Annotated in this window: 17 protein-coding genes; 9 read left to right on the forward strand and 8 right to left on the reverse strand. The window is 55.1% G+C overall.

The window, feature by feature from the left end:
- Positions 1 to 444 precede the first annotated feature (444 nt).
- Entirely contained in the window at positions 445 to 1,152 is a 708-nt protein-coding gene (locus V1572_RS02660) for a FadR/GntR family transcriptional regulator (RefSeq protein ID WP_024907901.1), read from the forward strand.
- Positions 1,149 to 2,582, forward strand: a complete 1,434-nt coding sequence (gene mdtD / locus V1572_RS02665; protein WP_395299677.1) for a multidrug transporter subunit MdtD — start codon at positions 1,149 to 1,151, stop codon at positions 2,580 to 2,582. The genes V1572_RS02660 and mdtD overlap by 4 nt, the downstream gene beginning before the upstream one ends.
- On the opposite strand, the gene rbsR is transcribed toward mdtD, so the two are convergent.
- The 7 genes from rbsR to kup form a co-directional block, all read right to left on the reverse strand.
- Positions 2,548 to 3,540: a ribose operon transcriptional repressor RbsR gene (gene rbsR / locus V1572_RS02670; RefSeq protein ID WP_074180468.1), complete on the reverse strand. Its 993-nt coding sequence runs from the start codon at positions 3,538 to 3,540 to the stop codon at positions 2,548 to 2,550. The genes mdtD and rbsR overlap by 35 nt on opposite strands.
- A 3-nt stretch (positions 3,541 to 3,543) precedes the next feature.
- Entirely contained in the window at positions 3,544 to 4,473 is a 930-nt protein-coding gene (gene rbsK, locus V1572_RS02675) for a ribokinase (protein WP_196365604.1), read from the reverse strand.
- Between the two features lie 106 nt (positions 4,474 to 4,579).
- Positions 4,580 to 5,470, reverse strand: coding sequence for a ribose ABC transporter substrate-binding protein RbsB (gene rbsB / locus V1572_RS02680; protein ID WP_008503498.1), 891 nt, complete (start codon positions 5,468 to 5,470; stop codon positions 4,580 to 4,582).
- A gap of 27 nt (positions 5,471 to 5,497) precedes the next feature.
- Positions 5,498 to 6,463, reverse strand: a complete 966-nt coding sequence (gene rbsC, locus V1572_RS02685) for a ribose ABC transporter permease (RefSeq protein WP_021242657.1) — start codon at positions 6,461 to 6,463, stop codon at positions 5,498 to 5,500.
- 4 nt (positions 6,464 to 6,467) lie between these two features.
- Complete coding sequence (gene rbsA / locus V1572_RS02690) at positions 6,468 to 7,973, reverse strand: ribose ABC transporter ATP-binding protein RbsA (protein ID WP_024907897.1); 1,506 nt, start codon at positions 7,971 to 7,973, stop codon at positions 6,468 to 6,470.
- Positions 7,974 to 7,980: 7 nt separating this feature from the next.
- A complete protein-coding gene (gene rbsD, locus V1572_RS02695; protein ID WP_008503495.1) occupies positions 7,981 to 8,400 on the reverse strand; it encodes a D-ribose pyranase in 420 nt (139 codons plus the stop codon).
- A gap of 216 nt (positions 8,401 to 8,616) precedes the next feature.
- On the reverse strand, positions 8,617 to 10,485 hold the full coding sequence (gene kup / locus V1572_RS02700; RefSeq protein ID WP_008500202.1) for a low affinity potassium transporter Kup: 1,869 nt from the start codon (positions 10,483 to 10,485) through the stop codon (positions 8,617 to 8,619).
- Positions 10,486 to 10,707: 222 nt separating this feature from the next.
- Between kup and ravA the strand changes: the two genes are divergently transcribed.
- Positions 10,708 to 12,204, forward strand: coding sequence for an ATPase RavA (ravA, locus tag V1572_RS02705; protein ID WP_032675673.1), 1,497 nt, complete (start codon positions 10,708 to 10,710; stop codon positions 12,202 to 12,204).
- Positions 12,198 to 13,649 (forward strand): ATPase RavA stimulator ViaA, encoded by a 1,452-nt coding sequence (gene viaA / locus V1572_RS02710; RefSeq protein ID WP_032675674.1) that lies wholly within the window; start codon positions 12,198 to 12,200, stop codon positions 13,647 to 13,649. The genes ravA and viaA overlap by 7 nt, the downstream gene beginning before the upstream one ends.
- On the opposite strand, the gene asnA is transcribed toward viaA, so the two are convergent.
- A complete protein-coding gene (gene asnA, locus V1572_RS02715) occupies positions 13,650 to 14,642 on the reverse strand; it encodes an aspartate--ammonia ligase (RefSeq protein WP_395299678.1) in 993 nt (330 codons plus the stop codon).
- A gap of 151 nt (positions 14,643 to 14,793) precedes the next feature.
- Between asnA and asnC the strand changes: the two genes are divergently transcribed.
- The 5 genes from asnC to atpI all read left to right on the forward strand — a co-directional run bounded on the left by asnC (position 14,794) and on the right by atpI (position 19,784).
- Entirely contained in the window at positions 14,794 to 15,252 is a 459-nt protein-coding gene (gene asnC / locus V1572_RS02720; RefSeq protein WP_008500198.1) for a transcriptional regulator AsnC, read from the forward strand.
- Positions 15,253 to 15,342: 90 nt separating this feature from the next.
- Positions 15,343 to 15,792 carry an FMN-binding protein MioC gene (mioC, locus tag V1572_RS02725; protein WP_008500197.1) on the forward strand — a complete coding sequence of 150 codons (450 nt, stop codon included), beginning with the start codon at positions 15,343 to 15,345 and terminating at the stop codon, positions 15,790 to 15,792.
- Positions 15,793 to 16,166: 374 nt separating this feature from the next.
- Positions 16,167 to 18,056, forward strand: coding sequence for a tRNA uridine-5-carboxymethylaminomethyl(34) synthesis enzyme MnmG (gene mnmG, locus V1572_RS02730; RefSeq protein WP_014072433.1), 1,890 nt, complete (start codon positions 16,167 to 16,169; stop codon positions 18,054 to 18,056).
- Positions 18,057 to 18,163: 107 nt separating this feature from the next.
- Complete coding sequence (gene rsmG / locus V1572_RS02735; protein WP_045909355.1) at positions 18,164 to 18,787, forward strand: 16S rRNA (guanine(527)-N(7))-methyltransferase RsmG; 624 nt, start codon at positions 18,164 to 18,166, stop codon at positions 18,785 to 18,787.
- Between the two features lie 616 nt (positions 18,788 to 19,403).
- Positions 19,404 to 19,784 (forward strand): F0F1 ATP synthase subunit I, encoded by a 381-nt coding sequence (gene atpI, locus V1572_RS02740; RefSeq protein WP_008500194.1) that lies wholly within the window; start codon positions 19,404 to 19,406, stop codon positions 19,782 to 19,784.
- Positions 19,785 to 19,787 lie beyond the last annotated feature (3 nt).

Below are 19,787 nucleotides of genomic sequence, written 5' to 3' on the forward strand. Positions count from 1 at the left end.
GCTCGTGAATTAAACTTCGTAATGAATTACGTATGTTCACTCAGAGACTTGGTATTCATTTATTGTCCGAAGACATTAAGAATCCATGTCACTTTGAGTGCCCACACAGATTGTCTGATAAATTGTTAAAGAGCAGTGCCGCTTCGTTTTCGCTGCGGCGCGGGGTGTGCATATTACGCTTTCCCGCTTCAGAGTCAAGCGTTTATTTTCGCTTTTCTCTGCTTACCCGGCGGCGTGTGTGCCGTTGTTCCGTGTCAGTGGAGGCGCATTATAGGGAGTTATTCCGGCGTGACAAGAGGAAATTTAAAAAAAGTTTCTATCCGTGTTTTTTTTCACCAGCAGCGGTGAAATCAAGCTACAAATTGTTCTATTTGATGTATCTGCAACCACAATCACATTCGAGGTGGCATAATTATCAGCATGAATCTTTAAGGAATAAAAGCGATGCCATTAAGCGCACAACAGCTGGCCGCCCAAAAAAACCTGTCGTATGTGCTGGCAGAAAAGCTGGCGCAGCGAATTTTAGCGGGTAAATATGCCCCGGGTAGCATCCTGCCGGGTGAAATGGAGCTGGGTGAGCAGTTTGGGGTGAGCCGTACCGCGGTTCGCGAGGCGGTGAAAACCCTGACGGCTAAAGGTATGGTGCTTCCACGCCCGCGTATTGGCACGCGCGTGATGCCACAGAGTAACTGGAATTTTCTCGATCAGGAGCTGCTCTCCTGGTGGATGACGGAAGATAACTTTCATCAGGTTGTCGATCACTTTCTGGTGATGCGCAGCAGTCTTGAACCTCAGGCATGTCTGCTTGCCGCCACGCTTGGCACGGCAGAGCAAAAAGCGCAGCTTAACGCATTGATGGAAGAGATGGTGTTCCTGAAAAAACACTTCAACCGCGAACGCTGGGTTGAAGTCGATATGGCCTGGCATGAACATATCTATATGATGAGCGCCAATCCGTTCCTCACCTCTTTTGCCTCATTATTCCATTCGGTGTACCACACTTACTTTACCTCTATTACACAAAACGACGTGGTAAAACTGGAATTGCATCAGGCGATAGTGGATGCCATTCAGGAAAGCGACGGGCAGCGAGCCCTGAGTGCGTGCCAGGCATTACTGGCTGCGCCAACCCACCAGCAGGTAAATAAATGACAAAGAAAAAAGCGCGCAGCATGGCCGGATTGCCGTGGATTGCAGCCATGGCGTTTTTTATGCAGGCACTGGATGCCACCATCCTCAACACCGCGCTTCCCGCTATTGCGCAAAGCCTTAACCGCTCCCCGCTGGCGATGCAGTCCGCCATCATCAGCTACACCCTGACGGTCGCAATGTTAATTCCGGTTAGCGGCTGGCTGGCCGACCGCTTCGGCACCCGCAGAGTTTTCATGCTGGCCGTAACGCTCTTTACGCTCGGTTCGCTGGCCTGTGCGCTCTCCTCGTCCTTAACGGAGCTGGTTATCTTCCGCGTATTACAGGGCATTGGCGGCGCGATGATGATGCCCGTGGCACGCCTTGCCTTATTACGAGCCTACCCTCGAAGCGAACTGCTTCCCGTGCTTAACTTCGTCACCATGCCGGGACTGGTCGGCCCGATACTTGGCCCGGTACTCGGTGGCGTGTTTGTCACCTGGGCAAGCTGGCACTGGATCTTCCTGATTAATATTCCGATTGGCGTTGCGGGGCTGCTGTATGCCCGCAAATATATGCCGAACTTCACCACACCAAGACGCAGCTTCGACATGGGGGGCTTTTTCCAGTTTGGCCTGAGCCTGGTGCTTTTCTCCAGCGGGATGGAGCTGTTTGGCGAGAAGATCGTCGCGACATGGATGGCGCTCTCCGTTATCCTCGCCGGGATTCTGCTGTTCCTTCTTTATATACGTCACGCGCGCCGTCACCCGACGCCGTTAATCTCTCTTGGGCTCTTCAACACCCGAACCTTTTCCGTCGGGATCGCGGGAAACATTGCCTCGCGTCTGGGAACCGGCTGCGTACCGTTCCTGATGCCACTGATGCTGCAGGTCGGTTTCGGCTATCCGGCCCTGATTGCCGGCTGCATGATGGCCCCTACGGCGATGGGCTCGATTCTGGCAAAATCGACCGTGACGCAGGTGCTACGCTGGTTTGGCTATCGCAAGACGCTGGTTGGCGTGACGGTCTTTATTGGCCTGATGATTGCGCAGTTCTCGCTGCAGTCCGCCTCGCTTCCCGTCTGGATGCTGATACTGCCGCTGTTTGTGCTGGGCATGGCGATGTCGACGCAGTTCACATCAATGAACACCATCACCCTTGCGGATCTGACCGACGAGAACGCCAGTAGCGGCAACAGCGTGCTGGCAGTCACCCAGCAGCTGTCGATCAGTTTAGGGGTGGCCGTGAGCGCGGCGGTACTGCGGTTTTATGAAGGTTTCGACAGCGCGAACACCGTCGAGCAGTTCCACTATACCTTTATCACCATGGGCGCACTCACCGTCGTTTCAGCGCTGGTCTTTATGCTGTTAAAACCGAAAGATGGCCGTAACCTGATAAAAGAACGCCATAAGGCGAAAGCTAAACCGAACCCCGTTCCATCAGAACAGGAGTAAGCTGCAGGCGTTGCTGCTGCAGCGTGGGCTGAGCCATTCGGTGGATCAACACATCGATGGCCAGCTCGCCCAGCTCATCTTTTGGCTGATGGATGGTGGTGAGCGGCGGCGTCATATAGCTGGCCAGCTCAATATCATCGTAGCCGATTACCGCCATATCGTCGGGAACACGCAAACCGGCCTGATATAACGCCTGATAGGCACCAAACGCCATGGCGTCGTTGCCGATAAACACCGCCTGCGGACGCTGCGGCTGCGCCAGCAGCGTCTGCATCGCTTCAAAACCACCGTGAAACTCAAAATCACCGGTAATACGGTACCCTTCCGGCACGGAAAGTCCCGCCCGCGCCATCGCGGCGAGATACCCTTCCAGACGCAAACGCGCCGGGGTTTTGTCCAGCGGACCGGTAATACAGGCGATGCGGGTATAGCCTTTATCGATCAGATACTGGGTGGCCATATCGCCCCCCAGCAGAGAGTTATCCTGAATAAGATCGCTGGTGCCGTCGAACGGCGCCCAGTCCATCATCACCGTGGGAATGGAGGGGTAGCGCTGGATAATTTCTTTCGAGGGCTGGTGCGTTTCGGTACACAGCAGCAGTAACCCGTCGACGCGTTTTTGCATCAGCGTTTCCAGGTTACGGTTCATGCGCTGCTCGTCCCCTTCGGTATTGCACAGCACCAGGCTGTAGCCACGCTCGAAGCAGCTGCGCTCCACGCCGCGAACCAGCTCAGAATAAAAGGGATTGGTACTGGCGGTGATCAGCATACCGATCGTACGCGTCTGATTGAGCTTAAGGCTGCGCGCCAGCGCAGACGGCGCATAGTTGAGATCTTTTACTGCCGCTTCGACTTTTTCCCGAATCGCCTCGCTGACGAAGCGATCGTTATTAATGACGTGAGACACCGTCGAGGTAGAAACGCCCGCCAGGCGAGCGACATCTTTCATTGTGGCCAAGCGTTACCCCTGCTGACTTAAGAATTCATCGATCTCTTTACGCCACGGAACGGAAGGCTGAGCGCCCTTGCGCGTCACCGCAATCGCGGCAGCCGCATGCGCGAAGCGGATCGCATCATCCATACTCTTGCCTTCCAGCAGTGCGGTCACCAGTGCACCATTGAAGGTATCTCCCGCTGCAATGGTATCAATCGCCTTCACCTTAAAGCCCGGCACGCGACGGCCTTCACCGTTTACGCTTGCCCATACCCCACGGCTGCCCAGGGTGATGATCACCGTTCCGATGCCTTTGTCGTGCAGCGCACGCGCGGCTCGCGCGGCATCATCATCGTTTTCAACACGAATGCCCGTCAGCTTTTCGGCTTCGGTTTCGTTCGGCGTGATGATGTCCACCAGCGCCAGCAGCTCGTCAGATAATACACGGGCAGGGGCCGGATTAAGTACGACAGTGGTATGATTTTCATGCGCAATGTTCGCCGCGGCCAGCACGCTTTCAACCGGTGACTCCAGCTGCATGAGCAGGGCTTCCGCTCCGGCGATGAGTGCACGTTGCGCTTCTACGCGCTCCGTCGTCAACGCTGCGTTAGCGCCAGCATGAATACCGATAACATTCTCACCTTCTGCGTTGACGAAAATCAGCGCCACGCCGGTAGACTCCCCTGCAACAACGCTGACCGGTGCGATATCAATGTTATCGCTTGCCAGCTGCTTGCGTACGCGCTCACCGGTATCGTCATCGCCCGTGCAGGCGATAAACGCAATATTCGCTCCGCTGCGGCCAGCGGCAACGGCCTGGTTTGCCCCTTTACCGCCAAAAGCGACCTGATACTGGCTACCCGTGACGGTTTCGCCCGGTGCAGGGAAAGATTCAAGGTTAAGAATGTGATCGGCATTGATACTGCCAAGGACGACGAGGTTGCCTGCGGTTTTCATGGTTGGGTTGTCCATCTGAGAGCGCCACCGGTGTTACCCGGTGGCGTATGCCACACTTTTCTTTATTGGTGTCCCTCAGGCCGCCAGTGACGACCTGATTCGCCTTTTACTGCTTGATAACCAGTTTCAGGTCAACAGGGTATTTAGCCTGAACTTTTTCGCCCTTCAGCACTTTGTCGGCAGTTTCAACGCCAGTGGCGCCAATCTGCTCAGGCAGCTGAGCGATGGTCGCAGCCAGTTTGCCATCGTTTACTGCTTTTTCACCATCCGGCGTGCCGTCAAATCCGACAACCATCACATCAGATTTACCTGCAGTCTGCAGGGCACGCAGCGCGCCCAGCGCCATTTCGTCGTTCTGCGCGAAGACCGCCTGTACGTCAGGATGTGCGGTCAGCAGGTTCTGCATGACGTTCAGACCTTTAGTACGGTCGAAGTCCGCAGGCTGGCTGGCCAGTACGTTGAATTTATGCGCTGCAACCGCCTGCTGGAAGCCTTCGCCACGCTCGCGGGCGGCAGACGTACCGGCAATCCCCTGCAGTTCGATAACTTTCGCGCCTTCGCCGGCTTTCTTCGCAATGTAGTCACCCGCGATTTTGCCACCCAGCACGTTGTCAGACGCGATATGGCTCACCACGTCGCCTTTGGTTGCCTGACGGTCCAGGGTGATCACCGGAATTTTCGCCTGGTTTGCCATCTTCACGGCGTTGCCTACGGCATCAGAATCGGTTGGGTTGATCAGCAGAATCTTGGTGCCACGAACGGTTAAGTCCTGTACGTTAGCCAGCTCTTTCGCCGGGTTGTTCTGTGAATCCAGTACCACCAGGTTGTAGCCCAGTTTATCCGCTTCTTTCTGCGCACCGTCCTTCAGGGAGACGAAGAACGGGTTGTTCAGCGTAGAGACAACCAGCGCGATGGTATCTTTCGCCATGGCGTTAGCACTTACGGTTGCGCTCAGCGCGACAGCGGAAACCAGGGTAGCCAGTTTTTTCATGTTCATATCTAAGATGTCCTGTAGTGTCGTCAGTTACTGTTTTTTGTTGTCTACCAGTACCGCCAGCAAAATCACCACTGCCTTAACGATCATCTGGTAATAGGAGGAAACACCTAACAAATTCAAACCATTATTCAGGAAACCGAGAATCAGTGCGCCGATCAATGTCCCAACAATGCGACCTTTACCGCCCGCCAGACTCGTACCGCCCAGAACCACTGCTGCAATGGCATCCAGCTCATACCCCGTACCCGCCGTCGGCTGCGCGGAAGAGAGGCGCGCCACTTCGATGATGCCCGCCAGTGACGCCAGCAGACCGCACAGGGAATACACGATGACTTTGACTTTATTAACGCTAATCCCGGACAGGCGCGTTGCCGCTTCGTTACCGCCCAGCGCATAGATGTAACGGCCCAGACGGGTATGGTGCAGCATGTACCACGCCGCCAGGAAGACGATAGCCATGATCCAGACCGGGGTCGGGACGCCCAGCGGGCGACCGATACCGAACCAGCCAAACAGATCGGCGTTATCGGTGAAGCCGGTATTGACCGGGCTGCCGTTGGTATAAACCATGGTCACCCCGCGCAGCAGCAGCATCATCACCAGCGTCGCGATGAACGCCTGAACGCGGCCTTTTGCCACAATCACGCCGGTGACGGCACCAATCGCCGCGCCTGCCGCCAGGGCCGCGGCCACGGCCACCAGCGCGTTAACTTCAATCCCGACAAGCGAAGCGGCGATCGCGCCGGTGAGGGCCAGCAGGGAACCGACGGACAGATCGATCCCTGAGGTCAAAATCACCAGCGTCATGCCGACCGCCATAATGGCGTTCACCGACGTCTGCTGCAGAATGTTGAACAGGTTATTTACGGTGAAGAAATTCGGGCTCATGGTCGACACAATCGCGATCAGCACCAGCAGGGCAATCAGCGATTTTTGCTCCATCAGCCACGCCTTTGTGAAATAGCGGCGACCAGAAACAGCCTGGGTAGTCATCTTCTTACTCCTGATTCACGCGATTAAGCTTGCCCACAGCGGCAGCCATCAGAACTTCCTGGGTGGCCTGCTCGCGAGTGAATTCACCGCCGAGATGCCCTTCATGCATGACGATAATACGATCGCTCATGCCTAATACTTCTGGCATCTCGGAAGAGACCAGAATGATGCTCAGACCGTCGGCCTTGAACTGGTTAATCAGCTGATAGATCTCTTTTTTCGCCCCCACGTCCACGCCGCGGGTTGGCTCGTCGAGGATCAACACTTTCGGGCGCGTCATCAGCCCGCGCGCAATCGCCACTTTCTGCTGATTCCCGCCGGACAACAGGCCAATCGCCTGCTCCATCGACGGGGTTTTAACGTTAAAGAGACGGATGAAATCGCTGACCGCCTGCTGTTCATCTTTATGCTTCAGGCTGCCGCCGCTGTGGCTGAAATAGCGCAGCGCAGTCAGGGACATGTTCTCTTTTACCGACATGCCCAGCACTAAGCCGTCGCGTTTGCGGTCTTCGGAGATATAGACAATGCCGTTCGCCAGACCATCCTGCGGGGAGCGGGTGACCACTTCATGGCCGTCGAGGGTGACATAACCGCTGGTGCGCGGCAGTGCGCCGTACAACACTTTCATCAGCTCGGTACGTCCCGCGCCCATCAGGCCCGCCACGCCCAGGATCTCGCCCTGGCGCAGGGTAAAGGTGACGTCGTTCACACCCGGACCGCAGAGGTTGTCCACCTTCAGGCGGATCTCACCCGGCGCTTTATCCAGATGCGGATACTGATCTTCCAGCTTACGTCCTACCATCATTTCGATGAGTGTATCTTCGGTCAGCGTGGCCACTTCGCGCTCGGCAATAAACTGCCCGTCGCGGAAGACGGTGACGTCATCGCAGATTTCAAAGATCTCTTTCATACGGTGAGAGATATAGACAATCCCGCGCCCCTGCGATTTCAGCTCGCGGATAACGCGGAACAGGGATTCGGTTTCGGTATCGGTCAGGGCGTCGGTCGGTTCATCCATAATGATGACCTTCGACTCAAAGCTCAGCACCTTCGCGATTTCCACCATCTGCTGATCGCCGATGGAGAGATCGCCGACCAGGCGGTCGCTCTTAAAGCGCAGGTTCAGCTTCGCCAGCAGCTTGTCGGCTTCGGCATACATGGTTTTCCAGTCGATCTTGCCGAAGCGGTTCACGAACTCACGGCCGAGGAAGATGTTCTCCGCAATGGTGAGCTGTGGGATCAGGTTCAACTCCTGGTGAATAATGCCGATGCCCGCTTCCTGAGAGGATTTCGGGCCGTTAAAGGTGGTCTCTTTACCCAGCCAGAGGAGCGAACCGGCATCGCGTTGATAGATACCGGTCAGCACTTTCATCATGGTGGATTTGCCGGCACCGTTTTCACCCACCAGCGCCATTACGCGCCCGGGGTAGACGTTCAGCGCCGCGCCGGAGAGGGCTTTTACGCCCGGGAACGACTTATCGATCCCTTTGAGTTGCAGTAATGCGTCCATGATGGCCTCAGAAGGTGACGCCAGCACAGAGAATGATATTCGCATACGGGGAACACTCCCCGCTGCGAATCACCGCCTGACTGTCTGCGGTTTGTTGTTTGAATTGTTCGTGCGTTGTGTAACGAATTTCGATGGTGTTTCCCTGGTGTTGTTGCAGCTGCTCAAGATGGCTGAGCAACGTTTCGTGGAGTTGCGGATTATGTTGTTTGATTTCCGCCGCGAGAATGGCCGCCTCAACCTGCATCTCCGCGGTCACCACGTCCAGTACCTGCATAAACGAAGGTACGCCCTGCGTTAACGCCATATCGATACGGGTTGTACTGCGCGGAACCGGTAAGCCTGCATCGCAAACCACCAGCGTATCGGTATGCCCAAGACGGGAAATAACCGATGAGATTTCTGAGTTGAGTACAGTGCCTTTCTTCATTTTCTTGCTCCACTAGCGAAACGTTTCGCTAAAAGAAGTGTAGCCTCAGAAATGTTCAGAAAACCACCATGACGTAACAGATTTGTGATCGACGTCGAAACGTTTCGCTAAGTGAAATATTGATGGGAGAAATTGCCCGCCGGCGCTTCGCTTGCACGGGCCTACGGGTTGGGTAGGCCGGGTAAGCGAAGCGCCACCCGGCATTTTCGAAAGGACTTAAATCTCGACCTGCGTACCCAGCTCTATCACGCGGTTAGGCGGGATCTCAAACTGGTCAGGCGCGCGCAGGGCGTTACGCTGCAGGATCAGGTACAGCTTGCCGCGCAGGCGCAAATACCACGGGCGCTTGCCGATGATCAGCGACTCGTGAGACATAAAGAACGACGTCTCCATCATCCGGCAGCTCAGCCCTTCCAGACCGCAGCGGTGGAACACCTCTTCCACGTTTGGCGTTTCACGCCAGCCGTAGCTCGCCACCACGCGCCAGAATGTCGGGGAGAGCTGCTCGATTTGCACGCGACGCACGTTATGAACGTAAGGCGCATCTTCGGTGCGCAGCGTCAGCAGGATCACACGCTCGTGCAGCACTTTGTTGTGCTTGAGGTTATGCATCAGCGCGAACGGGATGACGTTCAGGGCGCGAGACATATACACCGCAGTGCCCGGCACGCGGACCGGCGGAGATTTCTCCAGCGAAGCGATCATCGCCTCCAGAGAATTCCCGTGCTCATGCATGCGCCGCAGCAGGCGGAAACGCTCGCTTTTCCAGGTGGTCATGACGATGAACATCACCAGACCCAGCGTCAGCGGCAGCCAGCCGCCGGAGACAATCTTGTCGAGGTTCGCAGAGAACAGCGGCACGTCAATACACAGGAAGCCCACCAGAATCATCGCCACGAGGAATTTATTCCAGTGCCAGTTTCGGTACGCCACCGTAGTGGAGAGAAGCGATGTCAGCACCATCGTACCGGTTACTGCAATACCGTACGCCGCCGCCAGGTTGCTGGAGTGCTCGAAGCTGACGATAACAATCACAACCGCAAAATAGAGCAGCCAGTTAACGAACGGGATGTAGATCTGGCCCGACTCCATCTCTGAAGTATGGATGATGCGCATCGGCGAGAGATACCCCAGACGCACGGCCTGGCGCGTCAGAGAAAACACACCGGAAATCACCGCCTGAGAGGCAATGACGGTCGCCAGCGTCGCCAGGATTAGCATCGGCACCAGCGCCCAGTCAGGCGCCAGCAGGAAGAACGGGTTCTTTATCGCTTCCGGATTTTTGAGCAACAGCGCGCCCTGGCCAAAGTAGTTCAGCACCAGCGACGGCAGCACCACAATAAACCAGGCCACGCGGATAGGCAGTTTCCCGAAGTGACCCATGTCAGCATACAATGCTTCAACGCCGGTAATGGAGAGCACGACCGCCCCCAGCGCCACGAAGGAAACCACTTTGTATTCGAGGAAGAAATGCACGGCCCAGTAGGGGTTCAGCGCATGCAGCACTTCCGGGTTAGCGATAATGCTGCGCAAGCCAAGCGCGGCCAGGATCAGGAACCAGGCCAGCATAATTGGTGCAAACAGTTTACCCACCAGCCCGGTACCGTGCTTCTGGATCACAAACAGCAGCGTCAGCACGATTATCGCCAGCGGGACCACCCACGTATCAAGCTGCGGCGCGATGATCTCCAGCCCCTCTATCGCCGAGAGGACCGAAATCGCGGGCGTAATAACCACCTCTCCATAGAAGAAGCTGCCGCCAATCAGGCCGATAATCACCAGCACGGAGGTCATTCTGGCAGAGGTGTTGCGCCCTGCAAGGGACATCAGGGTCAGGATACCGCCTTCGCCCGCGTTATCAGCGCGCATAACGAAGGAGAGATATTTAACAGAAACCACCAGGATCAGCAGCCAGAAGATGAGGGACAGGAAGCCAAATACGGCATCGCGCTCAACACCAAAGCCAAACTGGCCGGACAGACATTCACGAAGCGTATAAAGCGGGCTGGTGCCAATATCACCGTAGACAACCCCGATCGCCGCAAGCGTTATTGCGGGTAATGATTGCTTATTATCAGTGCTCATAGACTAGTCTTTTCGTTTGAATAACAAATGTGTTCCTGGTCCCTTGGCCCACAAAAAGCGCACAGTATGCACGATTCAATGCAAAATCGTACCCCTAAATGCAACCGCATTAATGTAGCGCAAAGAAAATTGCGCCGCACTTCAGTCTATTACCAGCCCTGACTGAAACGTCTATACTCGCTTCAATTGGCCGCCACGACGGCGAAAGGATGCAAAACTATTATGGCTCACTCACATTTATTAGCAGAAAGAATTTCCCGCCTCAGCAGCGCGCTGGAGAAAGGCCTTTTCGAGCGTAGCCACGCGATTCGCCTCTGTTTGCTGGCGGCGCTGAGCGGTGAAAGCGTGTTTCTGCTTGGGCCGCCGGGCATCGCCAAAAGCCTGATTGCCCGCAGGCTTAAGTTTGCTTTTCAGAACGCCCGCGCGTTTGAATACCTGATGACCCGCTTTTCCACCCCAGAAGAGGTGTTTGGCCCCCTTTCCATTCAGGCGCTGAAAGATGAAGGGCGCTACGAACGTTTGACGGCGGGGTATCTGCCTGAGGCAGAAATTGTCTTTCTTGATGAGATCTGGAAAGCGGGACCGGCCATTCTGAACACCCTGCTCACGGCGATAAATGAACGTCGGTTCCGTAACGGCGCCAGTGAAGAGAAAATCCCGATGCGCCTGCTGGTGGCCGCCTCTAACGAACTGCCCGAAGCCGACAGCAGCCTGGAAGCGCTGTATGACCGTATGCTCATCCGCCTGTGGCTGGACAAAGTACAGGATAAATCCAACTTCCGCTCCATGCTGATCAGCCAGCAGGATGAAAGTGAAAACCCGGTATCCGCTTCGCTGCAGGTGACGGATGAAGAGTATTATCAGTGGCAGCAGGATATTGGCAAAATCACATTGCCGGACGCGGTATTCGAGCTGATCTATCTGTTGCGTCAGCAGCTTGATCACCTTCCTTCTGCGCCCTATGTCTCCGATCGCCGCTGGAAAAAAGCGATCCGCCTCCTGCAGGCCAGCGCCCTGTTTAGCGGCCGCGATGCTGTTGCCCCCATCGATCTGATCCTGCTGAAAGATTGCCTCTGGCACGACGCGGAAGGCATGAATCTGATGCAGCAGCAGCTTGACGTTTTGATGACCGGACACGCCTGGGGACAGCAGGCGATGCTCAACCAACTGGGGGCAATTGCCCAGCGGCGCATCCAGCTTCAGCAGCAGCAAAGTGATAAAACCGCGCTGAAAGTGAATCGCCTGGGGGGGATGTTCGCCCGCAAACCGCACTATGAATTACCCGCCGAACTCACCAGCCCGACGCTGACCCTGCTGCTCCAGCAGCCGCTTAAGCTGCATGATATGCAGGTGGTGCACGTGACGATTGAGCGCGAGGCGCTGGCGCAGTGGCTGGATAAGGGCGGAGAGATCCGCGGAAAGCTCAACGGCATCGGTTTCGCGCAGCCGCTGAATATGGAAGTGGACAGCAGCCAGCACCTGGTGATCCGCGACGTCAGCCTGCAGGGCTCGCGTCTCGCGCTTCCGGGAACCGCCTCTGACAGCGTTCCCGAAGAGATTAAGCAGCAGCTGGACGCGCTGGATACCGAATGGCACCAGCAGCACACCCGCTTTAGCGAGCAGCAAAAATGCCTCTTTATTCATAGCGACTGGTTAGGTCGCATTGAAGCCAGCCTGCAGGACGTCAGCGCGCAGATTAAACAGGCGCGTCAATGCTAACTCTGGATACGCTTAACGTCATGCTGGCCGTCAGCGAGGAAGGGTTGATCGAAGAAGTGGTCATAACCCTTCTGGCTTCGCCGCAGCTGGCAGCTTTTTTTGAAAAATTTCCGAAGCTCAAAAAGGCGATGACGGACGATCTTCCGCGCTGGCGCGAAAATTTGCGTCAGCGCTTCAGGGAGACCGAAGTTCCGCCTGAGTTAACGGAAGAGGTGGCCTGCTATCAGCAGTGCCAGCGGCTCTCCACGCCGCAGTTTATCGTCCAGCTTCCGCAAACCCTGACGTTGCTCGACAAGGTCCACTCCCCGTTTGCCAGCCAGGCCCGGGGGCTGGTCACGGACAACGCCACGTTCACTCCCGCACTGCACACCCTCTTTTTACAGCGCTGGCGTCTCAGCCTGGTGGTGCAGGCCACCACGCTAAACCAGCAGCTGCTGGATGAAGAGCGCGAACAGCTGCTCAGTGAAGTTCAGGAACGCATGACCTTAAGCGGCCAGCTTGAGCAGGTGCTGGTGGAAAATGAGAACGCGGCAGGACGTCTCTGGGATATGAGCGCCGGACAGCTCCGGCGCGGGGACTATCAGTTGATCGTCAAATACGGCGATTTTCTGACGCAGCAGCCCGAATTGATGAAGCTAGCAGAACAGCTGGGTCGCTCAAGGGAGGCGAAGTCAGTTCCAAAGAAAGACGCCCCGATGGAAACCTTCCGCACCCTGGTGCGTGAACCGGCCACCGTTCCGGAGCAGGTCGACGGGCTCCAGCAGAGCGATGATATTCTGCGTCTGCTGCCCACGGAGCTGAGCACGCTGGGGATGACCGAGCTGGAGTATGAGTTTTACCGTCGACTGGTGGAAAAACAGCTCCTTACCTACCGGCTGCACGGTGAAGCCTGGCGCGAGAAAATCAGCCAGCGGCCGGTCGTTCATCAGGATTTTGATGAACAGCCGCGCGGACCCTTCATCGTTTGCGTGGATACATCCGGATCGATGGGTGGGTTTAACGAGCAGTGTGCAAAAGCGTTTTGTCTGGCGCTGATGCGCGTGGCGCTCGCCGATCGTCGTCGCTGCTTCATCATGCTGTTCTCCAGCGAAGTCGTAGGCTATGAGCTGACGAACCAGCAGGGGATCGAGCAGGCAATCCGCTTCCTGAGCCAGCGTTTTCGCGGCGGCACCGATCTGGCCAGCTGTTTTCGCAGCATCGTTGAGCGGATGCAGGGCGGCGACTGGTACGACGCAGACGCGGTGGTGATTTCCGATTTTATCGCCCAGCGGCTGCCGGATGACGTGATAAATAAAGTGAAGGAATTACAGCGTGTGCATCAGCACCGTTTTCATGCGGTAGCGATGTCCGCCCATGGAAAACCCGGCATCATGCGCATCTTCGATCATATCTGGCGCTTTGATACCGGGTTGCGTAGCCGCCTGCTCAGACGCTGGCAGCGTTAATTACAGAAGAGAGCCGACGCTTTCGCGAACCTGCTGCGGCCAGACGCCACACTGAACCTGACCAATATGGGGCAGCTGAAGCAGCAGCATGGTCAGACGGGACTGGCCGATACCGCCGCCAATCGTCTGCGGCATCTCCCCACGCAGCAGCGCCTGGTGCCACTCCAGTTTGAGACGATCTTCATCACCGGTCACCGCCAGCTGGCGCTTCAGCGCGTCAGCATCCACGCGGATCCCCATAGAAGAAAGCTCGAATGCGTCTTCCAGTACCGGGTTCCAGACCAGAATATCGCCGTTCAAACCGGCAAATTCACCCTCACCGGTGGTGCTCCAGTCATCATAATCTGGCGCACGAACGTCATGGCGCTTACCGTCAGACAGCTTGCCGCCGATCCCAATAAGGAACACCGCACCCAGCTCTTTAGCAATAGCGCGCTCGCGGCCTTTGGCATCCAGACCCGGGAAACGGGTCAGCAATTCCTGGCTGTGCACAAAGTGGATCGATTCCGGCAGAAACGGTGCCAGACCAAACGCTTTGCTTACGGCCGCTTCGGTTGCTTTGATCCCGGCGTAGATCGCCTCAACGGTGGATTTCAGCGTGCCGACGTGACGCTCGCCATCCCCCATCACGCGCTCCCAGTCCCACTGGTCAACATAAACGGAATGAATCGGAGAAAGGCGGTCTTCATCGGGGCGAAGAGCTTTCATGTGCGTGTAGAGCCCTTCGCCCGCGCTGAAGTCGTGTTGTCCCAGGGTCTGACGCTTCCATTTCGCCAGTGAATGAACCACTTCGAACTGAGCATCTGGCAGTGTTTTCACTTTCACCTGTACAGCTTTTTCGCATCCAGAGAGGTTATCCTGCGTCCCGTCACCCACGCGGCTGAGGATCGGCGCCTGGACTTCAATCAGCCCAAGCTTCTCTTCCAGCTGGCGGGAAAAATGGGATTTTACGAAACTGATCTGGCGTTGTTTTGCGATGTAAGCGGTTTTCATTATTTATACTCCTGCGTCCTGTTGATATTGATTAAGCAACAGAAATGACACCTTATTCAATAACCCATCAACAAAAAGCCGTCTTCACTTTTGATTCGATAAAATAAGGCGCTAGAATAGAGTGATTCATTAATATTCATAAGAAAAAGCTATGGAAAATTATCAGATCGACAATCTCGACCGCGGCATTCTGGAGGCGTTAATGGCCAATGCCCGTACCGCCTACGCCGAACTGGCGAAACAGTTTGGCGTCAGCCCGGGAACCATTCACGTTCGCGTAGAGAAGATGAAGCAGGCAGGGATCATTACCGGTGCTCGCATTGACGTCAGCCCGAAGCAGCTGGGTTACGACGTCTGCTGCTTCATCGGCATCATTCTTAAAAGCGCCAAAGACTACCCTTCCGCCCTGGCGAAACTGAACGCGCTGGATGAAGTCACCGAGGCGTACTACACCACCGGGCACTACAGCATCTTTATTAAAGTCATGTGCCGATCCATCGACGCGCTCCAGCAGGTACTTATCAACAAGATCCAAACAATCGATGAAATTCAGTCCACCGAGACCCTGATCTCCCTGCAAAACCCGATCATGCGTACCATCCGCCCGTGATCGGGCAAATCCATTCCCACATTTTCCACAGGTAGATCCCAGCTCGTTCACAGCGTACAATGACCGTCTCTTTATCTGGGCGAGCGATCAATGGCGGACATTACCCTTATCAGCGGCAGCACCCTGGGTGGTGCAGAATACGTAGCGGAACATCTGGCTGAAAAGCTGGAAGAGGCGGGCTTTTCCACGGAAACCCTGCACGGCCCGTTGCTGGAAGATCTCCCGACTGATGGGGTCTGGCTGCTGATCACCTCCACGCACGGCGCGGGCGATCTGCCGGATAACCTGCAACCTTTATATGACGAACTGCTGGAACAGCAGCCCGATCTGTCAAACGTCCGTTTTGGCGCAGTAGGGATCGGCAGTCGTGAATATGACACTTTTTGCGGGGCAATAGAGAAAGTCGAAGCCGCTGTGACCTCCTGCGGAGCAAAACAGCTGGGTGAAACACTCAAGATCAACATCCTCGATCATGACATTCCGGAGGATCCAGCCGAGATCTGGCTCGCGGAATGGAAAAATTTACTCAAAAACGATTAAAGATCGTGCGAACAGATGTGGATAACTCTGGTTAAAAGCTCGTATTAACCCGTAGTTATCCAAAGAACAACCGTAGCGTCGTTTTTGGCCTGTGTATAAAGTCGCGATCTGATCCCAGCTTATACGGTCCAGGATCACCGATCATTCACAGCAAACGATCCTTTCTAACTGCATGATCTTCTTTATGAGATCGGACTTATCCACATGGGTTCGCGATCCTAATAAGAGATCACAATAGAACAGATCTCTAAATAAAAAGATCTTCTTTTTAATAGCCCAGGATCCCAATGCTTTCTCGAAAGACTAAAGTTGAGTAGAATCCACGGCCCGGGCTTCAATCCATTTTCATACCGCTTTACGCGAGGCAGACCACCATGTTTTATCAGGATCCTTTTGACGTCATCATCATTGGCGGGGGTCACGCAGGCACTGAGGCCGCAATGGCCGCAGCGCGAATGGGTCAGCAGACCCTGCTTTTGACACACAATATCGACACGCTGGGACAAATGTCCTGTAATCCGGCGATTGGCGGCATTGGGAAAGGACACCTGGTAAAAGAAGTGGATGCACTTGGCGGCCTGATGGCGAAAGCGATCGATCATGCCGGCATCCAGTTTAGGATACTAAACGCAAGCAAAGGGCCTGCTGTTCGAGCGACCCGTGCACAGGCAGACCGCGTACTTTACCGTCAGGCGGTACGTACCGCGCTGGAGAACCAGCCGAACCTGATGATCTTCCAGCAGGCGGTTGAAGATCTTATCGTTGAGAACGATCGCGTCGTAGGCGCGGTGACCCAGATGGGCCTCAAATTCCGCGCCAAAGCCGTGGTGTTGACCGTGGGGACATTCCTGGACGGTAAAATTCATATCGGCCTGGATAACTACAGCGGTGGTCGTGCTGGCGATCCGCCGTCTATTCCCTTGTCTCGCCGTCTGCGCGAACTGCCGCTGCGCGTTAGCCGCCTGAAAACCGGTACGCCGCCGCGTATTGATGCGCGTACCATTGATTTCAGCGTGCTGGCGCAACAGCACGGTGATAACCCAATGCCGGTCTTCTCGTTCATGGGCAATGCGGCACAGCATCCGCAGCAGGTGCCGTGCTATATCACGCATACCAACGAGAAAACCCACGACGTGATCCGCAATAACCTCGATCGCAGCCCGATGTACGCCGGCGTGATCGAAGGGATCGGTCCGCGCTACTGCCCGTCGATCGAAGACAAAGTGATGCGCTTCGCCGATCGCAACCAGCACCAGATCTTCCTGGAGCCGGAAGGGCTGACCTCAAACGAAATTTACCCGAACGGCATCTCCACCAGCCTGCCGTTCGATGTGCAGATGCAAATTGTTCGCTCAATGCAGGGTATGGAGAACGCAAAAATCGTTCGCCCTGGCTACGCTATTGAGTACGATTTCTTCGATCCGCGTGACCTGAAGCCGACCCTGGAGAGCAAATTCATCCACGGTCTGTTCTTCGCGGGTCAGATTAACGGCACCACCGGCTACGAAGAAGCGGCTGCACAGGGCCTGCTTGCTGGCCTGAACGCTGCGCGCTTCTCTGCCGAGAAAGAAGGCTGGGCACCCGGCCGTTCTCAGGCGTACCTGGGCGTGCTGGTTGACGATCTCTGCACGCTGGGTACCAAAGAACCGTACCGTATGTTTACCTCTCGCGCAGAATATCGCCTGATGCTGCGTGAAGATAACGCCGACCTTCGTCTGACCGAAATGGGCCGCGAGCTCGGTCTGGTCGATGACGAACGCTGGGCGCGCTTCAACGAGAAGCTGGAGCGCATTGAACAGGAACGTCAGCGTCTGAAAACTACCTGGGTGAATCCGCAGGCGGAAACCGCTGCTGAAGTAAACGCTCACTTAACCGCGCCGTTGTCGCGCGAGGCCAGCGGTGAAGATTTGCTGCGCCGTCCTGAAGTCACCTACGAGAACCTGGTCAAACTGACCGCGTTCGCGCCGGGCCTGGAAGATGCTGAAGCGGCGGAGCAGGTTGAGATCCAGGTGAAGTACGAAGGTTACATCGCGCGTCAGCAGGATGAGATCGAAAAACAGCAGCGTAACGAAAACACGCTGCTGCCGGAAATGCTGGACTACCGCCAGGTGACGGGCCTTTCCAACGAAGTGATCGCTAAGCTGAACGATCACAAACCGGTATCGATCGGCCAGGCGTCCCGCATCTCGGGCGTGACTCCAGCGGCGATTTCGATCCTGCTGGTGTGGCTGAAAAAGCAGGGCATGCTGCGCCGTAGCGCGTAATGCCTTGAAATTGCCCGGTGGCGCTGCGCTTACCGGGCCTACTGAACTCCGTAGGGCGGGTAAGCGAAGCGCCACCCGCCACTTAAGTCTCTCAACAGGTATTCACCGTGCTCAACAAACTCTCTCGTCTGCTGGATCAGGCAGGTATTTCGCTCACCGATCACCAGAAAAATCAACTGGTGGCCTATGTCGATATGCTGAACAAATGGAACAAAGCGTACAACCTGACGTCTGTTCGCGACCCCAACGAGATGCTCGTTCGCCACATTCTCGACAGCATCGTGGTTGCCCCCTGGCTGAAAGGTGAACGCTTTATCGACGTGGGGACGGGCCCTGGTCTGCCGGGTATTCCGCTGTCGATTGTTCGCCCTGAGAGCCATTTCACGCTGCTGGACAGCCTCGGCAAACGCGTGCGCTTTTTACGTCAGGTACAGCATGAGCTGAAGCTTGAGAACATCACGCCCGTGCAGAGCAGGGTAGAGGAGTTCCCGGCAGAGCCGCCGTTTGACGGGGTTATCAGCCGCGCATTTGCGTCGCTCAACGATATGGTGAGCTGGTGCAAACACTTACCTGCGGAGAACGGCCGCTTTTATGCGCTGAAAGGGCAGTTGCCAGGCGATGAGATTGAACAGCTTCCGGACGGTTTTGCTGTCGAGTCTATTGAGAAATTAGAGATTCCTCAGCTCGAAGGTGAACGTCATCTGGTGATAATTAAGCCAAACAATTTTTAAAAAATTAATAAAAAATGTGGAATTCGTGCTGTTCTTATCATGTTAAAAAACAGCACAACTAGCGGGGATTTATCGGGCAGCTTTTAACCTCTGCTTCACTAAGGTTTTTCTTCCGGTTAACGAAGTAACTATTATTCACCGAGAAGATAGTCATCTGTGAAAATATAAGTCTGCTAAAAGTGGAAGGCAGTAACCAGAACGCAATGTTAATTATTTATTAAGAATGTCAATAAAAGGTTTTTATTGTGTACTGGGCTGTTTTGAAAATAGTTACGACGTTTTGCGTTTAATTTCATAAAGATAAATTTCCGCGATTTGCGCCTTTGATAAATACAACCTTATCGCAAATGTGTGTTTTGTGATCTCGTGCACGCTTTATCGTCAACGTTTTCGCGCTGTTTGCAGTTTTGGTCGAAGGTTGACGCTTTCAGCGAAAGTTAAAAAATAGCGGTGGGGAAAAATATTTAAACATTTATTCACCTTTTCGCTACTTAATGTTTGAAATCACGGGTGCGCACCGTATAATTTGACCGCTTTTTGATGCTTGACTCTGAGCCTTAAAGGACGTTTTATACGACACGCGGCATACCTCGAAGGGAGCAGGAGTAAAAACGTGATGTCTGTGTCGCTCTTGAGTAGAAACGTTGCTCGTAAGCTTCTGTTCATTCAGTTTCTGGCTGTGATAGCAAGTGGACTGCTGTTTAGCCTCAAAGACCCCTTCTGGGGCATCTCCGCCGTGTGCGGGGGTTTGGCGGTTGTGCTGCCAAACGTGTTGTTTATGATTTTTGCCTGGCGTCATCAGGCGCATACACCTGCCAAAGGCCGCGTGGCCTGGTCCTTCGCCCTCGGCGAAGTGTGTAAGGTGTTGCTGACCTTTGCTCTACTGGTGATGGCGCTGGCGGTTTTGAAAGTGGTCTTCATGCCGCTGATAGCAACGTGGGTTTTGGTGCTGGTGGTACAAGTTCTGGCTCCAGCTGTAATCAATAACAAAGGGTAAAAG

Source organism: Enterobacter quasiroggenkampii (assembly GCF_043972695.1).
Taxonomy (GTDB): Bacteria; Pseudomonadota; Gammaproteobacteria; order Enterobacterales; family Enterobacteriaceae; genus Enterobacter; species Enterobacter quasiroggenkampii.

Excerpts from the sequence above, each read along its gene's own strand:
- asnC (WP_008500198.1), top strand. The coding sequence starts at position 14,794 with ATGGAAAATTATCAGATCGACAATCTCGACCGCGGCATTCTGGAGGCG.
- kup (WP_008500202.1), bottom strand. The coding sequence starts at position 10,485 with ATGAGCACTGATAATAAGCAATCATTACCCGCAATAACGCTTGCGGCG.
- mdtD (WP_395299677.1), top strand. The coding sequence starts at position 1,149 with ATGACAAAGAAAAAAGCGCGCAGCATGGCCGGATTGCCGTGGATTGCA.
- viaA (WP_032675674.1), top strand. The coding sequence starts at position 12,198 with ATGCTAACTCTGGATACGCTTAACGTCATGCTGGCCGTCAGCGAGGAA.
- rbsD (WP_008503495.1), bottom strand. The coding sequence starts at position 8,400 with ATGAAGAAAGGCACTGTACTCAACTCAGAAATCTCATCGGTTATTTCC.
- ravA (WP_032675673.1), top strand. The coding sequence starts at position 10,708 with ATGGCTCACTCACATTTATTAGCAGAAAGAATTTCCCGCCTCAGCAGC.
- atpI (WP_008500194.1), top strand. The coding sequence starts at position 19,404 with ATGTCTGTGTCGCTCTTGAGTAGAAACGTTGCTCGTAAGCTTCTGTTC.
- mnmG (WP_014072433.1), top strand. The coding sequence starts at position 16,167 with ATGTTTTATCAGGATCCTTTTGACGTCATCATCATTGGCGGGGGTCAC.
- rbsK (WP_196365604.1), bottom strand. The coding sequence starts at position 4,473 with ATGAAAACCGCAGGCAACCTCGTCGTCCTTGGCAGTATCAATGCCGAT.
- asnA (WP_395299678.1), bottom strand. The coding sequence starts at position 14,642 with ATGAAAACCGCTTACATCGCAAAACAACGCCAGATCAGTTTCGTAAAA.
- V1572_RS02660 (WP_024907901.1), top strand. The coding sequence starts at position 445 with ATGCCATTAAGCGCACAACAGCTGGCCGCCCAAAAAAACCTGTCGTAT.
- rbsB (WP_008503498.1), bottom strand. The coding sequence starts at position 5,470 with ATGAACATGAAAAAACTGGCTACCCTGGTTTCCGCTGTCGCGCTGAGC.
- mioC (WP_008500197.1), top strand. The coding sequence starts at position 15,343 with ATGGCGGACATTACCCTTATCAGCGGCAGCACCCTGGGTGGTGCAGAA.
- rbsA (WP_024907897.1), bottom strand. The coding sequence starts at position 7,973 with ATGGACGCATTACTGCAACTCAAAGGGATCGATAAGTCGTTCCCGGGC.
- rbsC (WP_021242657.1), bottom strand. The coding sequence starts at position 6,463 with ATGACTACCCAGGCTGTTTCTGGTCGCCGCTATTTCACAAAGGCGTGG.